The following is a 14,534-nucleotide window of genomic DNA, read 5'->3' on the forward strand; positions in this document are numbered from 1 at the left end:
ATGGACGTACTGAGCGGGGCCTGGGACTGGCTGGCCGACGGAGCCAACTGGGCCGGGGAGAACGGCGTCTGGCACCGGCTCGCCGAGCACGTCTACGTGAGCGGCGTGGCCCTGGCGATCGCCTGCGCGCTCGCGCTGCCCGTCGGTCTGTGGCTCGGGCACCTCGGCAAGGGCGGCGCCCTCGCGGTGAACATCTCCAACGTGGGCCGGGCGATCCCCGTCTTCGCGGTGCTGGCGCTGTTCATGGTCTCCCCGCTGCGCGGCTGGGGCAACGTACCGACGATCGTCGCGCTGGTCCTGTTCGCCCTGCCGCCCCTGCTGACCAACGCGTACGTGGGCATGCGGGAGGTGGACCGCTCCGTGGTCGAGGCCGCCCGGGGCATGGGCATGTCGGGCGGCCAGCTGTTCCTGCGGGTGGAGCTGCCGCTCGCGCGCGCCCTGGTGATGACGGGCGTGCGCTCGGCGGCCGTCCAGGTCATCGCCACGGCCACGATCGCGGCGATGGTCGGCCAGGGCGGCCTGGGCCGGATCATCACCGCCGGGTTCAACACGTACAACACGGCGCAGGTCTTCGCGGGCGCGCTGCTGGTGGCGCTGCTGGCCCTGGTGGTGGAGGGCGCGCTGGTGGCGGCGGACCGGCTGCTGCCGCGGCGCCCGGCGCCGGCGGACCGCTGAGCTCTCTCCTCCCTCTCCATCCGTTTTCGTCCCTTTCCGTCCCTTGAATCTGGAGTGACCATGAGCAAGTCCACGCGTGTCCTCGGCGCGGCACTGGGTGCGGTGGCCCTGACGGCTTCGCTGACCGCGTGCGGCGGCGACAGCCTGGAGAAGTCCAAGGACGGCGGCTCGACCTCCTCGTCCGCCGGGGCCTCCGGCGGCGCCAAGGGCAAGCTGGTGATCGGCGCGGCCGGCTTCACCGAGTCCAACGTGCTGGCGGAGCTCTACGCGCAGCTGCTCGGGGACGCCGGATACGGCACCTCGATCACCACCGTCAGCAACCGCGAGCTGTACGAACCCTCGCTGGAGAAGGGCGAGATCGACGTCGTCCCGGAGTACGCGGCCACCCTCGCGGAATTCCTCAACGCCAAGGTGAACGGCCCGAAGGCCCCCGAGGAGAAGCCGGTCGCCTCCAGCGACCCGGCGGCGACGGTGGCGGCGCTGGAGAAGCTCGCCGCCCCGCTCGGCCTGAAGGCCCTGCCGGTGGGCGCGGCCGTCGACCAGAACGCCTTCGCGGTCAGCAAGGACTTCGCTGCGAAGAACAACCTGAAGACCCTGTCCGACCTCGGCAAGTCCGGCCTGAAGGTGAAGATCGCGGCGGGCGACGAGTGCGCCGTACGGCCCTTCTGCGCCCCCGGGTTGAAGAAGGCGTACGGGATCGACGTCTCCGGCATCGACCCCAAGGGCGTCGGCACCCCCCAGGCGAAGCAGGCGGTCAAGGACGGCGCGGACCAGCTGGTGCTGACCACGACCACGGACGCCACCCTCGACAGCTTCGGCCTGGTCCTGCTGGAGGACGACAAGAAGCTCCAGAACGCCGACAACGTCCTGCCGGTGGTCAACGCCAAGGACGCGGGCGCCCCGGAGGTCGCGGCCGCCCTGGACAAGCTGACCAAGGTGCTCACGACGGCCGATCTCGCCGACCTCAACCGCAAGGTCGACGCGGAGCGCGCGAAGCCCGCGGACGTCGCGAAGGCCTATCTGGCGTCCAAGGGACTCATCAAGAAGTAGCGGTGGCGCGGTTGGTGCGGAAATGACGGGTAACTGCCCGGCAAGAGATTGCCGGGCGGCTACCCCACACCCCGCCCACGCCCTGTAAATTTCAGGCCATGCCCCGTGGACGCCACCGCAATCCCGAACCCCTGCACCGGCTGCTCACGCCGACGACCGTCGCCGGTGTCTCCGTCGCCGGTGCCGCCGCGGCCTGGCTGCCGGCGGAACCCCTCCCGTTGCGCATCCTCGTGGCCCTCACGGCGGCCGCGGGCGTGGCCGGCGCCTTCGTCATGCGGTCCTGGGACCGCGCGGCCGGCCGCCGGGTGGCGGAGCTGGCCCGCGAGCGCGTCAAGGACGAGTGGAAGACCGAAGAACGCATAGCCGAGCTGGAGTCCGACCTCGAAGAGGCCCGGGTGATGCGCGCCAGGCTCGACACCAAGCTGCGCGCCAAGCGGGTCGAGCTCGCCGCTCTGCGCGGGGAGCACGCCGCGCTGCTGCGCCGGTACGCGACCGCCGAGACCGAGCGGGCGAGCGCCCTGGAGCGGCGCCGGCTGCTGGCCATCGAGGCCTCCGCGGCCCCGTCCGGTTCCGGTTCCGGGTCCGGGCCGAGGGAGCTCGCGCCGGTCACCGAGGAGCGCACCTCGGCCGGCGCGCCGACCGCCGTCGGCTACGCCCGGGCCAACGTGGCCATGTCGGCGCTGGTCCGCAAGGCGGAGGTGACGCACTCCCGCCCGGCGGCCGCCGCGGTGCCGGCCCGCCGCCCGGCCGCGACGATGGCCCCGTACTCGCCTCCGCGCCGGACGGCCTCGCGCGTCGAGGGCGGCTTCGACTTCTTCGGCACCAAGAACGCGGAGCAGGCCCGCGCCGTGATCGAGGCCGTGCAGAACGAGGACCTGGCCGACGTGGTGGGCGCCGAGGTGCTCGCGGTCCACAAGGCGGAGTCCGCCCAGGGCGGCCCGGCCGAGCCGGAGTTCAAGCGGGCGACGCCGGAGCAGCGCGCGGTGGGCCAGGTCATCGACCTGACGGCCCACGACGAGACCGAGCCGATCGACGTGGTGCGGCTGCGCACCGCGATCTCGTAGGCGGGGCTCAGGGGTACGCGAGGACCAGGCCCGCCGCCATCGTCTCCAGCAGGATCTGAACGGCGAGCGCGGGCCTGGCCGCGACCTCCGGGGCGGCCAGGGCCGCCACCATGGCCGCCAGCGCGACGCCGAGCAGCGCCCAGAACGCGACCCCCGGGAACGGCGTACAGCCGCCGTAGACCAGGCACCGCGAGCCCGTCTCCGTGCTCAGGACCGCGATCTTCGCGAGGACCAGGGCGGGCAGGAGCAGCACGGCGCAGACCACCGCGCAGACGCGGGTCCCCGACCGGGGTGCGCGGGGCTGTGGGGTGGAGTGGTTCCAGGACATGCGGCGATCCTCGCCCGCCCCGGCCGTCCGGGCATCCGCGCGGCTACTCAGCCGCGCCCGCCCGCGTACTCACCGCGCGGCCCCGGCGAGGCGGCCCCGGCGAGGCGGCCCCGGCAAGGCGGCCGCGGCGGGGCGCGGCCTCAGAACAGCGGCAGCTGGCCCGGCAGGGCGGGCAGGACGAAGCCGTCCAGGGTCGGCGCGCTCGCGCCGAGGACCACGCGCGCCCGGGAGCCGGGGCAGGAGACCAGTTCGCGGCGGCCGCCCGGCGGGTCGTGGCGGGCGATCCGGCCGGCGGTCACGGCGCAGTCGCGGCCGCAGGAGGGGCAGGCCCGTCGGGGGGAGTGGGACATGCCCCCAGTCTGCCCTGTCGCACCGACAGCGACAGCGGGCGCTACTTGTCGATGTCGCCGACGACGAAGAACAGCGAGCCCAGGATCGCCACCATGTCCGCGACCAGCTGCCCGGGCAACAGCACCGCCAGCGCCTGGATGTTGTTGAAGGAGGCCGAGCGCAGCTTCAGCCGGTACGGGGTCTTCTCGCCCTTGGAGACGAGGTAGTAGCCGTTGATGCCGAGGGGGTTCTCGGTCCACGCGTACGTGGCCCCCTCGGGCGCCTTCAGCACCTTCGGCAGACGCTGGTTGACCGGCCCCGGCGGCAGGTCCGCCATCCGGTCCAGGCAGGCCACGGCCAGGTCCAGCGCGTTGTGCGTCTGCTCCAGCAGGCATTCGAAGCGGGCCAGGCAGTCGCCCTCGGTACGGGTGACCACCTTCAGGACGTCCTGGAGCTCCCCGTACGCCAGGTACGGCTCGTCGCGGCGCAGGTCGAAGTCGACGCCGGAGGCACGGGCGATCGGCCCGGAGACCCCGTACGCGTGCACCGCCTCGGCGGACAGCACGCCCACCCCGCGGGTACGGCCCCGGAAGATCTCGTTCCCGTGGACCAGCTTGTCGTACACGTCCATCCGGGTGCGGACGTCGGCGACCGCGGCGCGCGCCCGGCCGAGCCAGCCCGCCGGGAGGTCCTCCTTGAGGCCGCCGACCCGGTTGAACATGTAGTGCATCCGGCCGCCGGAGATCTCCTCCATGACGGCCTGGAGCTCCTCGCGCTCACGGAACGCGTGGAAGATCGGGGTGATCCCGCCCAGTTCGAGGGGGTACGAGCCGAGGAACATCAGGTGGTTCAGCACCCGGTTCAGCTCGGCCAGGAGCGTACGCATCCACACCGCGCGCTCGGGGACCTCCATCCCCAGCATCCGCTCGACGGCCATGACCACGCCCAGCTCGTTGGAGAACGCGGACAGCCAGTCGTGGCGGTTCGCGAGCATCACGATCTGGCGGTAGTCGCGGGCCTCGAAGAGCTTCTCGGCGCCCCGGTGCATGTAGCCGACCACCGGCTCGGCGCTGACGATCCGCTCGCCGTCCAGGACGAGCCGCAGGCGCAGCACGCCGTGCGTGGAAGGGTGCTGCGGTCCGATGTTGAGCACCATGTCGGTGCTCTCCGCCGCACCGCCGATGCCGACCGTGGTCTCCGTCATGCGCGCATTGTCTCAGCCCTACGCTGGGGGCATGGAAACGGGCACGAACGGATGGACGGGGCGCGCCCAGTGGGTGGGCCTGCCCGGCGGGCTGCTCAGGCTGCGGCGGCTGCTGCTGGTGATCTGGACGACGCTCCTCACCCTCGGGACGGCGCTCGTCCTCGGGCTGACGGCCGGGCCCGGCTGGGCGGCGTTCGGGGCGCTCTGGCTCGCGGTCCTCGCCTGGGGGTGGGTGCTGCTCGGGCGCAACTGGCGCTCCTGGAAGTACGCCGAGCGCGCCGACGACCTGCTGATCAGCCGGGGTGTGCTGTGGCAGGAGCAGACCGTCGTCCCGTACGGGCGGATGCAGCTGGTCGAGGTGACGTCCGGCCCGCTGGAGCGGCGCTTCGGGCTGGCCTCCGTACAGCTGCACACGGCGGCCGCCGCCACCGACGCGAAGATCCCGGGGCTGGTGCCGGCCGAGGCGGAGCGGCTGCGGGACCGGCTGACGGAGCTCGGCGAGGCAAGGTCGGCCGGGCTGTGAGCGTCGAGGAGCCGCCGGTCGTCGCGGGCGAGCGGCGGCTGCACGTCCTGACCCCGCTGCGGCGGGCGTGGGTGCCGATCGCCGCGACCGTCGGCGTCGTCGCCCAGCAGGGCGACCGGGTCGCCGAGTGGGCGAGCGGGCTGTCGCACCTCCTGCAGGCGCTGGCCATGGCCGCCCTGGTCGTGGTGTTCGGCACGTACGGGTTCCTGAGCTGGTGGTTCACCCACTACGCGGTCACCGACTCCGAGCTGCGGATCCGCACCGGGCTGCTGTTCCGCCGCACCGCGCACATCCGGCTCGACCGGATCCAGGCGGTGGACGTGACCCGCCCGCTGCTGGCCCGGCTGGCCGGGGTCGCGAAACTGCGGCTCGACGTGATCGGCACCGAGGACAAGGACGAGCTGGCCTTCCTCGACGAGCGGGACGCGGTGGCGCTGCGCGCCGAGCTGCTCGCCCGGGCGGCCGGCTTCGCCCCGGCCGAGGCCGTCGCGGTCGGCGAGGCCCCCGAGCGCGAGCTGCTCCGGGTCGGCCCCCGGGACCTGGCGCTCTCGCTGCTGCTCACCCTCTCGGTGTGGGCGGCGCTGGCCGGCGGCCTCGTCGCGCCGGTCGTGGTGTGGTGGCTCAGCGCGAACCCCTGGGCGGCGGCCGTCACCCTGCTGCCGATCCTCGGCGGCGTCTGGGCGGGTACGGCCGGGCGGTTCCTCGCCGAGTACGACTGGACCGTCGCGGAGTCCCCCGACGGGCTGCGGCTGGACCACGGGCTGCTGGACCGGGCGCACGAGACGGTCCCGCCGGGCCGGGTCCAGACCGTGAAGCTGGTGGAGCCGCTGCTGTGGCGCCGCCGCGGCCTGGTCCGGGTGGAGCTCGCGGTGGCGGGCTCGAAGAACGAGGTCCTGGTCCCGGTGGCCTCGCGGGCCGCCGCCCAGGCCGTGATCACCCGGGTACTGCCGGGCGCGGACCTGGCGGCGCTGGAGTTCAGCCCCTCGCCCCGGGCCGGATCGCGCTGGGTGGTCCCGGTGTGGTGGAAGGGCTACGCCCTGGCCGTCTCGGACGAGGTGTTCGCGGCCCGGCACGGCCGGCTGTGCCGGCGCACGGAGATCGTTCCGCACGCCAAGGTGCAAAGCGTCCGGCTGACCCAGGGCCCCTGGCAGCGCGCCCGCGGCGTGGCCGACGTATCCGTCGACACGGGCGCGAACGGCACGGTCACGGCCCGCCTGCGCCCGACCCCCGAAGCCACCACCCTCCTCCACACCCAGTCCACCCGCTCCCGCACCTCCCGCGCCACCTCCCGCCCGGACCGCTGGATGACCTGACCCGCCCCGGCCGAAAACCGAGCCGGTGGAACCAAAGGGGGCGCTGCTCGTGATGTACGGATGCTTCACCGTGGAGAAGCCGGAGCCGGAAGGTATTGCTCGCGTGCTTGCCGCGGCGTTCGGTGTTCCTTTGCGGTCCGTGGACGTCTCCCTGGATAGCGAGATGGAAAACCGCAAGGGGGATGCGTCGGTCACCTGCGACTACGAGTACTTGAGTGGTGACCTCGCCTGCAACCTGAGCGTGTACGGCGCCAAGGAAGTGGTCCCGCAACCGTCAGAGGAGGAACTGACGAGGGCTCTGGCGCGTGGGCTGGACACGGTGGTGCTCATTTCCTGGGGAACGATGCCCTCGATCCGCAAGGTGGTGACTCCGCAGGGCGGGACGACCTTCGCGCGGGTGGAATTCCTGGAGGGGGAAGGAGAGGGCTGCCTCGTGACGGCGACGCAGACCGCTCTTGCGGTGTTCCCCCGGGCAGTGGTGGAAAAGTGGGAGGACCTGGAGAACCGTGATCGGCTGGCCGCGGCCGTGGAGGCGCTGCCCGCGGATGAACGGGCGCAGGCGGAGGCCGTCGTGGAGTCCCTTGACGCCGCCTTCCGGGAAGGCACCGCGGACGACGGCGGCCGGGCGCTCGCGGAAGCGCTCGAAGGCGGATCCGAGGGCTTCGCGTCCGGGCCCTGGTATTGGCGCCGACGTCCGGTCGCTCTGCCGTGGGAAACTGAGGAGTGATCACATCGGAGCCCGTGGGTGAATGGTTCTGGGAACCGACCCCCGTGTCCGGTGCCGCCGAGAGCCGCATTACGCGGGCTTTCGGTCTGCTGACTGACGTCAGGAACACTCTGGCCTCCCTCGGCCTGGTCACGGGTGCGGGAACGGGTTCGGTCGTACTCAGCGACCGGCGCGCGATGGCCAGGCCCCTGTACGAACTCCACGACGTCCCGGTCGAAGCCGGTGACGGCTTCGGCCCGGGGGCCGCCGCCCTTCCGCTGTTGCCGGACCGGCTGCTGACGCTGAGTCTGAAGCTGCCCGGGGAGTGGACGGAATCCGGCGCCGGACGCCGGGCGGAGAAGCTGTTCACCGTACGGGTCGACGTATGGGGCGAGGGCGCGGTGCTGCTGGCGCTGGCCACCTACGCGGACGCCTGGCTGACGCTGGACCTCAGGGAGCGCCCGCAACCGGAGGTGGCCGCGGAGAACGCGCCGCGCCTGGCCACCGCCCTGAAGCAGATCTCCGAGCTGACGGGTTCGGAGACCGACCCGGGTGACCCGACCCGGCACGCCCGGCCCACCGCGGAGGGCTTCGGCGACCTGCTGGCGGAGGGGGCGGAGTACGACGACTCGTGGGGCACCTTCGAGGTTCCCGGCCGCTGGAAGCGACTCATGGCCCTGGTCCCGGGAAGCGCCGAGGGCCAGGACTACGAGAGCAGTACGGAAAATCCCGTCCGCTACGCACGCGTACGGCGCGGAGGGCGCGTTCTGGGCTTCCTCTGGGCGTCCGTCGGTGATGCGGCAGCCGGGTACGAGCCCCGCAACGCGGCGGGTGACGCGGCCTTCGCGGCCGGTGTGCCGTGGTTGCTGAGGCTCCGTTCCCTGCGGGCGAGGGGCTTCGGGGCGCCGGAGGCGCTGGAAGAGCTGCTCGGTGACCGGGAGGACGGCCCGGAGGCTTCGGCCGTCGAATCCACGGCCAGTGAGGCGGCTTCGCTGGACGCATTGGAGGAACTGTCGGGAAGGTTCTGAGGACGCCAAGGAGTAAGGAGGAGCCGTGTCGCTTCTGATGCGTGCGCCGAGGGAGAGCGGTTCGTGGTTCTGGGATCTCGACGACGCGACCGAGCCCGGGCTTGAGTCGGCGCTCACGACGGCGGCGCGGATGTCCGACGTGCTGTCCGCGCACGGTCTCCTCGATCCGCAGGCCCTGGAGTGGAGCTGGTTCGAGGTCGGCAAGGGCGGGCTGGGCATCGACAGCGGGCTGAGCCTCCTGAGCAGGTCCCTGGGAGACGAGGAGCTGGCGGACGAGATCCGTGGCTGCCGGCCGGTGGGCCACCCCCGCGCGGAGATGACGGGGTTCGTGGTCGTCGGATCGGGGACGTGGTTCGACGCCGGGGGAACCGCTCGCAGCGAGGGACGCCTGGTCGAGCTCCGGGTGTCGCCGGACTCCATCGGGCCTTCGGCCGAGTTGTCGGTGCACCACGATGTCTGGGCCACCTGCGACTTCCGCGGCAACCCGCACCCCGCCGTGTACGCCCGTAACGCACCCCGCCTCGCGGCCGCCCTGCGGGAACTCGACGCGGTGCTGGGGGTCGAGGCCGAGCCCGGGGAACCCACGTACTTCGGCATGCCGAAGGCCTACGGGCTTGAGGACGCGGAACTCCTCGACGGCCGCGGCCCCGACCTCACCGACCTGATGTGAAAAGCCGAAGCCACCGAAGGAGGACGGCCTTGATCGCCAGCACACCCGTCGCGTGATGGTCGTGGGGAGAGACCGGCCGTGAGACCGACCTGGTCCGTGAGGCGGTCCGCCGGTTCTTCCTGGCGCTGAGGGTTCTCGACCGGTACGGGCTGGCGTCGCCGCACGGTGGGCGCGTCGCCGTGGTGGTCTCCGGGGCGGGCACCCGGAGCGCTCTGCTCCGCGCCGAATTCCCCGTCGGCGCCGAGGCGCTGGTGGCGCGGATCGAGGACGGCCTCGTGCCCGGCGAGGTGGGCGGCGTGGATCTGTACGCCGTCTGCGACGGCGTCGTGGAGACGGGGACCGGCGGCGCCGAGGCGGTGGAGGGGCCCTTCGCACTCACCACGATGGTGTGCGAGGAGTACTTCCACGTGGGGCTGACGACGTTCTGCGATGCCTGGATGCCGTTCGATCTGCGGGGACGTGCGCAGGAGGCCCTGTTCGAGGCGAACCGGCCCCGCTTGGCCTCGGCTCTCGCGGAGATCGCCGGGGAGCTCGACGTGGAGATCGATCCCGAGGCCGCCACCTGGTTCGGCTTTCCGACGGAATCGGGTGTCGAGAACCACTACCAGGACGACGGCTCCGCGTCCGATGTGTGGGGAAGCTTCGAGATCCCCTACCGGAACCGCATCTTCAGCCAGACCCCGAGGTTCACGGCCGGGTACGGGCGGCGGGCCTCCGGGCGCGTGCGGTGCGTCCCGGTTCTCGGATCCACGGAGGTACTGGGATACCTGTGGGCCTCGGATGCCGGGGGCGCCGCCAGTTTCGAGCCGTGTGAGGCGGCCGACCTCGACGGATACCGGGCCGGCCTGGTCTGGCTCGACCGGCTGCGGGAGGCGTACGACCGGGGTCTGTCTCCCACCGCCGCGCTCGTCGAGCTCGGCGGGAACCCCGGAGATCCCGTGGCCGGGCGGGCCGATGTGAAGGCGACGGCCGAAGCGGGTGCCTGGGAGGCACCGGAGACCATACTGAGCCATCTCCGTGCCTCCGGACCGGCCTGATCCCTTCGGCCGGGGCCGGAACGTTGGGGTCCGGGGCTAGGCTCGGAGGGAGTGGGGTGGCTGGTGAGGAGGCGTCGTGACCGAGCGGAAACCGGCTGGGGTCAGTGTCGAGTCCTGGGTGGACCGGCAGATCCGGGAGGCCGCCGAGCGCGGGGAGTTCGAGAACCTGCCGGGGTGGGGGAAGCCGCTGGCCTCGCTCGACACCCCGTACGACGAGATGTGGTGGGTCAAGGACAAGCTGCACCGCGAGGGGTTCGCGGTGCTGCCGCCCGCGCTCGCGCTCCGCAAGGAGGCCGAGGACGCGCTGGAGGCCGCCCGGGCGGCGCGCACCGAGCGCGCCGCGCGGGAGGTGCTGACCGCGGTCAACGAGAAGATCCGCGCGGCGCTGCGCATGCCGCCGCCCGGGCCGCCGCTGGGGCTCACCGAGTACGACGTCGAGGCCGAGCTGGTGGTGTGGAGGGAGGGCCGGGGCGGCCGCGAGGGCGCGTAGCCGGGCGGGTCAGCCGGCGCCGCCGCCGGCGCGGACCAGGCCCGTTTCGTAGGCCAGGACCACCACCTGGACGCGGTCGCGCAGGCCCAGCTTCGTCAGGATGCGGCCCACGTGGGTCTTGACCGTGGCTTCCGACAGGACCAGGCGGGCCGCGATCTCGCCGTTCGAGAGGCCCTGGGCGACGAGGAGCATGACCTCGCGCTCGCGCTCCGTCAGCCGCTCGATCTCCTTGTTCTGCGGCTCGGAGGTGGTCGTCGGCAGCATCGGGGCGAAGCGGTCCAGCAGCCGCCGGGTCGTCGACGGGGCGACCACCGCGTCGCCGCTGTGCACCGAGCGGATCGCGGCCAGCAGCTCCGCCGGCGGGACGTCCTTCAGCATGAACCCGCTCGCGCCCGCCTTCAGGCCCGAGAACGCGTACTCGTCCAGGTCGAAGGTGGTCAGGATGATCACCTTGGGGTGCTCTTCGGGCTCGCAGATGCGCCGGGTCGCCTCGACCCCGTCCAGCTTGGGCATGCGGACGTCCATCAGCACCACGTCCACCTTGGTGGCCCGCAGCACCTCCAGTGCCTCCAGGCCGTCGCCGGCCTCGGCGACGACCTCCATGTCCGGCTGGGCGGCGAGCACCATCCGGAAGCCGGTGCGCAGGAGCACCTGGTCGTCGACCAGCATCACTCGGATGGACATCCTGTTACCTCGTCCTCGTACTCGTCATCATCATCTTTTTTTGAGCGGGAGCAGTGCGCTGATGCGGAAGCCGCCGCCGGGCCGCGGGCCCGCGTCCAGGGTGCCGCCGACCATGCCGATGCGCTCCCGCATCCCGATCAGTCCGTGCCCGGCGCCGTCCACGCCGCCGTCCTCGTACAGCTCGTGCGGCGAGCCGCGGCCGTCGTCCTCGACGAGCAGGCCGAGCCCGTCGTCGAAGTAGACCAGCCGGACGCTGGCCTTCGCCTCGGGCCCCCCGTGCTTGCGGGTGTTCGTCAGCGCCTCCTGCACGATGCGGTACGCCGTCAGCTCCACGCCGCTGGGCAGCCGCCGCGGGGCGCCCTCGACCTCGAAGTCCACGTCGAGCCCGGCCGCCCGGACCTGCTCGACCAGGACCTCGATCTGCTCGACATCGGGCTGCGGCACGTAGTCCTCGGACTCCTGGGGTTCTCCGGTGCGCAGGACGCCCAGCAGCCGCCGCATCTCGGCGAGCGCCTGGCGCCCCGTGCCGGAGATGGTCTGGAGGGCCTCCTTGGCCTGCTCCGGGGCCACGTCCATGACGTACGCGGCGCCGTCGGCCTGGACCACCATCACCGAGACGTTGTGCGCGACGACGTCGTGCAGCTCGCGGGCGATCCGGGCGCGCTCGGCGGCAACGGCCACCTTGGCCTGGGCCTCGCGCTCCTTCTCCAGGCGCTGGTTCCGCTCGACGAGCTGGGCGTAGTAGGCCCGGCGGGTGCGCAGCGAGTCGCCCGTCACCCAGGCGAGGGCGAAGGGGACGCAGGCGAACAGCACGAAGCCCACGTTGTCGGCGAGGCTGCCCTTGTCCACGGTGAAGCGCACCGCGTACAGCGGGGAGGCCGTCAGCCCGATGGCGAGCGCCAGCCGGGACAGCCGCCGCGAGACCTCGGACGAGGCCGCCACCGTGAACAGGATGACCAGCATGGCCAGGTTGGAGGTGTTCGCCTCGGAGTGGGTCACGAGCTGGTAGACGCCGGCGCCGACGGCGAGCCAGAACATCTGCGGGGTCCACTTGCGGCGCAGGGCGACGACGACGCCCATCGCCACGACCGCGGGTACGGCGATCAACTGCGCGCGGGTGCCGCCGAAGCTGCTGTCGGCGACCTGCAGCAGCGCGATCCCGGACAGGAGGACAGCCCAGAAGCTGTCGACGCCCGTCGGGTGTCTGCGGAGGAAGTCGTAAAGGCGCTGCACGTAACCCAGAGTAGGCAAAGGAAATAGGTGCTGGAGTCAACCACAGGGGCGAACCTGCCCCCGGGGGAGTACTCCGCAAGGTGGAGGCCGAGCTTAGCCTTTGGTGGGTGAGCATCCAGGACGAAACCCGAGGTCCGCTCCGGTGGCGGGCGGCGATGGAGGCCGCGCTGTACGGCCCCGGCGGCTTCTACGTGCGCCCCGGCGGCCCCGGCCCGGCGGGGCACTTCCGCACCTCGGTGCACGCCTCGGCCCTGTACGCGGGGGCCGTGGCCCGGCTGCTGGGCTGGGTCGACGAGCGGCTCGGGCACCCGGACCGGCTGGACCTCGTCGACGTGGGGGCCGGGCGGGGCGAACTGCTGGCCGGGGTGCTGGCCGCGCTGGAGTCGGGGACGGCGGCCCGGGTGCGCCCGTACGCCGTGGAGCGCGCGGCGGCGCCGCAGGGGCTGGATCCGCGGATCCGGTGGGTCGCGGAGCCGCCCCGCGGGGTGACGGGACTGCTGTTCGCGAACGAGTGGCTCGACAACGTACCGCTGGAGATCGCCGAGGACGGCCGTTACGTCCTGGTCGCGCCCGACGGTTCGGAGAGCGGCGGCGGCGCCCTCGAAGGCGAGGACCTGGCCTGGCTGGAGCGGTGGTGGCCGGACCCGGGCCGCGCGGAGATCGGCCGCCCGCGCGACGAGGCCTGGGCCTCGGCCGTGGCGTGCCTGGAGCGGGGGCTCGCCGTGGCCGTGGACTACGCCCACACCCGCGCGGCCCGGCCCCCGTTCGGCACGCTCACCGGCTTCCGGGCGGGCCGGGAGGTCCCGCCGGTCCCGGACGGGAGCTGCGACGTCACCGCCCACGTGGCCCTGGACGCCTGCGCCGGGCCGGGCGCGGTGCTGCTGAGCCAGCGCGAGGCGCTCACCGCCCTCGGCGTCAGCGGCGGCCGGCCCCCGCTGGCCCTGGCCCGGACGGACCCGGCGGCGTACGTCCGGGCCCTGGCGGGCGCGGGCGAGGCGGCCGAGCTGACGGCGCGGGGCGGGCTCGGCGACTTCGGCTGGCTGGTGCAGCCGGTCGGCATCCCGGCCTGGCGGCCGTAGCGCGGGCGGCTACAGCCGCTTGGCGCTGCGCAGCGTCGTCGCGTAGTAGCCGTTGCCGTCGAGCCGCGAGGTGCCGCCCTTGTCGCCGATGGTCGGCCCGTTGGCCTCTTCCCGGCTGGAGATGAAGATCTTGTGGCCGTCGGTGTCGGTGCCGAGGTAGATGCCGGTGTGGTCCAGACGGTCCTTGGTGCGGGCGTCGAGCTTGAAGAACAGCAGGTCGCCCGGCTGGATCACGTCGATCGCGGTGGGCCGGTCCTCAGGGGTGACGCCCTTGAGCGCCAGCACGTCCGCGCCCAGGGAGGAGCGGGCCATCCCGTTCGCGGTGCGCGGCAGCCCGGCGCCGGGCTTGTCGTCGGGCAGCAGGGGGTAGCGCGCCCGGTAGCCGAAGACGGTGCGGACGAAGCCCGAGCAGTCCATCGACCGGTAGCGGGCGCTCTGGGCCGCCTTCTTCGTGCCGTTGCGGAAGGTGTACGGGGTGCCGAGGTAGTCGTAGAAGTCCGACTGCTCCAGGCGCAGGTCGTTGCCCTCGGAGCCGTTGGGGTTGATGGGGCCGAAGGAGGCGTCACCCGCGTACGCGACGCCCTGGGCGTCCTTCTTCACCGGGGCCTGGTCGCCGTACTGGAAGGCCATCGCGAAGACGTCGTCCTCCTGGCTCCCGAAGTACTTCTTGAACCACTCCTTGAACCACTGCTCGTTCTCCGCGCCCTCCTTCCACGCCTCGGGCATCAGCCGGACCCAGTTCTCGGTCACGACCCGGGTCTTGGTGTTGGCGGGCTCGGTGAAGGTGCGGCTGGGCCCGGTGAGGGTGGCCGTGCGGGCGCCGTCGGTGAAGGTGGCCAGTACCTGGCCGGTGCCGTCGCGCATCACCGACCGGTCGGGGCCCTTGAGGCGTTCCCACTTCTGGGCGCCCGCCTCGCCCGCCTTCAGGCCCGCCGCGATGTTCTTGTCGTCGACCATCTGGACGGCGGGCGCCTTGGCCTGCTCCTCCGCGCGTAGGGCGTACGTGAGGTACGCGCTGCCGCCCAGCAGGGAGAGCACGGTGACCGTGTTCAGCACGGGGCGGAGGCGGCTCTTCGACTTGGCGGTCATTCGGGATGCTCCGAGGCGGTGGAAGGGGGTA

The 14,534-nt window shown here is 72.7% G+C and carries 17 protein-coding genes; 11 read left to right on the forward strand and 6 right to left on the reverse strand.

What is annotated here, in order from left to right:
* From IE248_RS15930 to IE248_RS15940, 3 genes are all read left to right on the forward strand, one after another.
* Positions 1-675 (forward strand): ABC transporter permease, encoded by a 675-nt coding sequence (locus IE248_RS15930; RefSeq protein ID WP_008742505.1) that lies wholly within the window; start codon positions 1-3, stop codon positions 673-675.
* A 60-nt stretch (positions 676-735) separates the two neighbouring features.
* Complete coding sequence (locus tag IE248_RS15935; RefSeq protein WP_190031007.1) at positions 736-1,725, forward strand: ABC transporter substrate-binding protein; 990 nt, start codon at positions 736-738, stop codon at positions 1,723-1,725.
* Between the two features lie 98 nt (positions 1,726-1,823).
* A complete protein-coding gene (locus IE248_RS15940) occupies positions 1,824-2,789 on the forward strand; it encodes a hypothetical protein (protein WP_190031008.1) in 966 nt (321 codons plus the stop codon).
* 7 nt (positions 2,790-2,796) lie between these two features.
* Here IE248_RS15940 and IE248_RS15945 read toward each other — a convergent pair whose 3' ends face one another.
* The 3 genes from IE248_RS15945 to IE248_RS15955 form a co-directional block, all read right to left on the reverse strand.
* On the reverse strand, positions 2,797-3,117 hold the full coding sequence (locus IE248_RS15945) for a hypothetical protein (protein ID WP_190031009.1): 321 nt from the start codon (positions 3,115-3,117) through the stop codon (positions 2,797-2,799).
* Between the two features lie 140 nt (positions 3,118-3,257).
* Positions 3,258-3,467 (reverse strand): hypothetical protein, encoded by a 210-nt coding sequence (locus tag IE248_RS15950; protein ID WP_073797948.1) that lies wholly within the window; start codon positions 3,465-3,467, stop codon positions 3,258-3,260.
* A gap of 41 nt (positions 3,468-3,508) precedes the next feature.
* Positions 3,509-4,651, reverse strand: a complete 1,143-nt coding sequence (locus IE248_RS15955) for an NADH-quinone oxidoreductase subunit D (protein ID WP_008742500.1) — start codon at positions 4,649-4,651, stop codon at positions 3,509-3,511.
* A gap of 31 nt (positions 4,652-4,682) precedes the next feature.
* Here IE248_RS15955 and IE248_RS15960 point away from each other — a divergent pair, with 31 nt between their 5' ends.
* The 7 genes from IE248_RS15960 (at position 4,683) to IE248_RS15990 (ending at position 10,418) form a co-directional block, all read left to right on the forward strand.
* Positions 4,683-5,174, forward strand: a complete 492-nt coding sequence (locus tag IE248_RS15960; RefSeq protein ID WP_073797949.1) for a PH domain-containing protein — start codon at positions 4,683-4,685, stop codon at positions 5,172-5,174.
* On the forward strand, positions 5,171-6,487 hold the full coding sequence (locus IE248_RS15965; RefSeq protein ID WP_037794139.1) for a PH domain-containing protein: 1,317 nt from the start codon (positions 5,171-5,173) through the stop codon (positions 6,485-6,487). The genes IE248_RS15960 and IE248_RS15965 overlap by 4 nt, the downstream gene beginning before the upstream one ends.
* A 70-nt stretch (positions 6,488-6,557) precedes the next feature.
* On the forward strand, positions 6,558-7,214 hold the full coding sequence (locus tag IE248_RS15970) for a hypothetical protein (RefSeq protein WP_190031010.1): 657 nt from the start codon (positions 6,558-6,560) through the stop codon (positions 7,212-7,214).
* A 176-nt stretch (positions 7,215-7,390) separates the two neighbouring features.
* The gene (locus tag IE248_RS15975) at positions 7,391-8,221 is read left to right on the forward strand and encodes a hypothetical protein (protein WP_229895341.1); all 831 of its coding nucleotides are present in this window, start codon (positions 7,391-7,393) and stop codon (positions 8,219-8,221) included.
* Between the two features lie 25 nt (positions 8,222-8,246).
* Positions 8,247-8,891 (forward strand): hypothetical protein, encoded by a 645-nt coding sequence (locus IE248_RS15980; protein WP_308438150.1) that lies wholly within the window; start codon positions 8,247-8,249, stop codon positions 8,889-8,891.
* Positions 8,892-9,070: 179 nt separating this feature from the next.
* Positions 9,071-9,928 carry a hypothetical protein gene (locus tag IE248_RS15985; protein ID WP_229895342.1) on the forward strand — a complete coding sequence of 286 codons (858 nt, stop codon included), beginning with the start codon at positions 9,071-9,073 and terminating at the stop codon, positions 9,926-9,928.
* Between the two features lie 76 nt (positions 9,929-10,004).
* Entirely contained in the window at positions 10,005-10,418 is a 414-nt protein-coding gene (locus IE248_RS15990) for a DnaJ family domain-containing protein (protein WP_008742494.1), read from the forward strand.
* A gap of 9 nt (positions 10,419-10,427) precedes the next feature.
* On the opposite strand, the gene IE248_RS15995 is transcribed toward IE248_RS15990, so the two are convergent.
* Both IE248_RS15995 and IE248_RS16000 read right to left on the reverse strand, forming a co-directional pair.
* On the reverse strand, positions 10,428-11,102 hold the full coding sequence (locus IE248_RS15995; protein ID WP_073797955.1) for a response regulator transcription factor: 675 nt from the start codon (positions 11,100-11,102) through the stop codon (positions 10,428-10,430).
* A gap of 30 nt (positions 11,103-11,132) precedes the next feature.
* Complete coding sequence (locus IE248_RS16000) at positions 11,133-12,335, reverse strand: sensor histidine kinase (protein WP_073797956.1); 1,203 nt, start codon at positions 12,333-12,335, stop codon at positions 11,133-11,135.
* Positions 12,336-12,490: 155 nt separating this feature from the next.
* Here IE248_RS16000 and IE248_RS16005 point away from each other — a divergent pair, with 155 nt between their 5' ends.
* On the forward strand, positions 12,491-13,414 hold the full coding sequence (locus tag IE248_RS16005) for an SAM-dependent methyltransferase (RefSeq protein ID WP_190031046.1): 924 nt from the start codon (positions 12,491-12,493) through the stop codon (positions 13,412-13,414).
* Positions 13,415-13,423: 9 nt separating this feature from the next.
* Here the strand turns inward: IE248_RS16005 and IE248_RS16010 are convergent, their stop codons facing one another.
* Positions 13,424-14,503 (reverse strand): NlpC/P60 family protein, encoded by a 1,080-nt coding sequence (locus IE248_RS16010; RefSeq protein ID WP_190031012.1) that lies wholly within the window; start codon positions 14,501-14,503, stop codon positions 13,424-13,426.
* Positions 14,504-14,534: the final 31 nt, after the last annotated feature.

It is taken from the genome of Streptomyces goshikiensis (assembly GCF_014650555.1).
Taxonomy (GTDB): Bacteria; Actinomycetota; Actinomycetes; order Streptomycetales; family Streptomycetaceae; genus Streptomyces; species Streptomyces goshikiensis.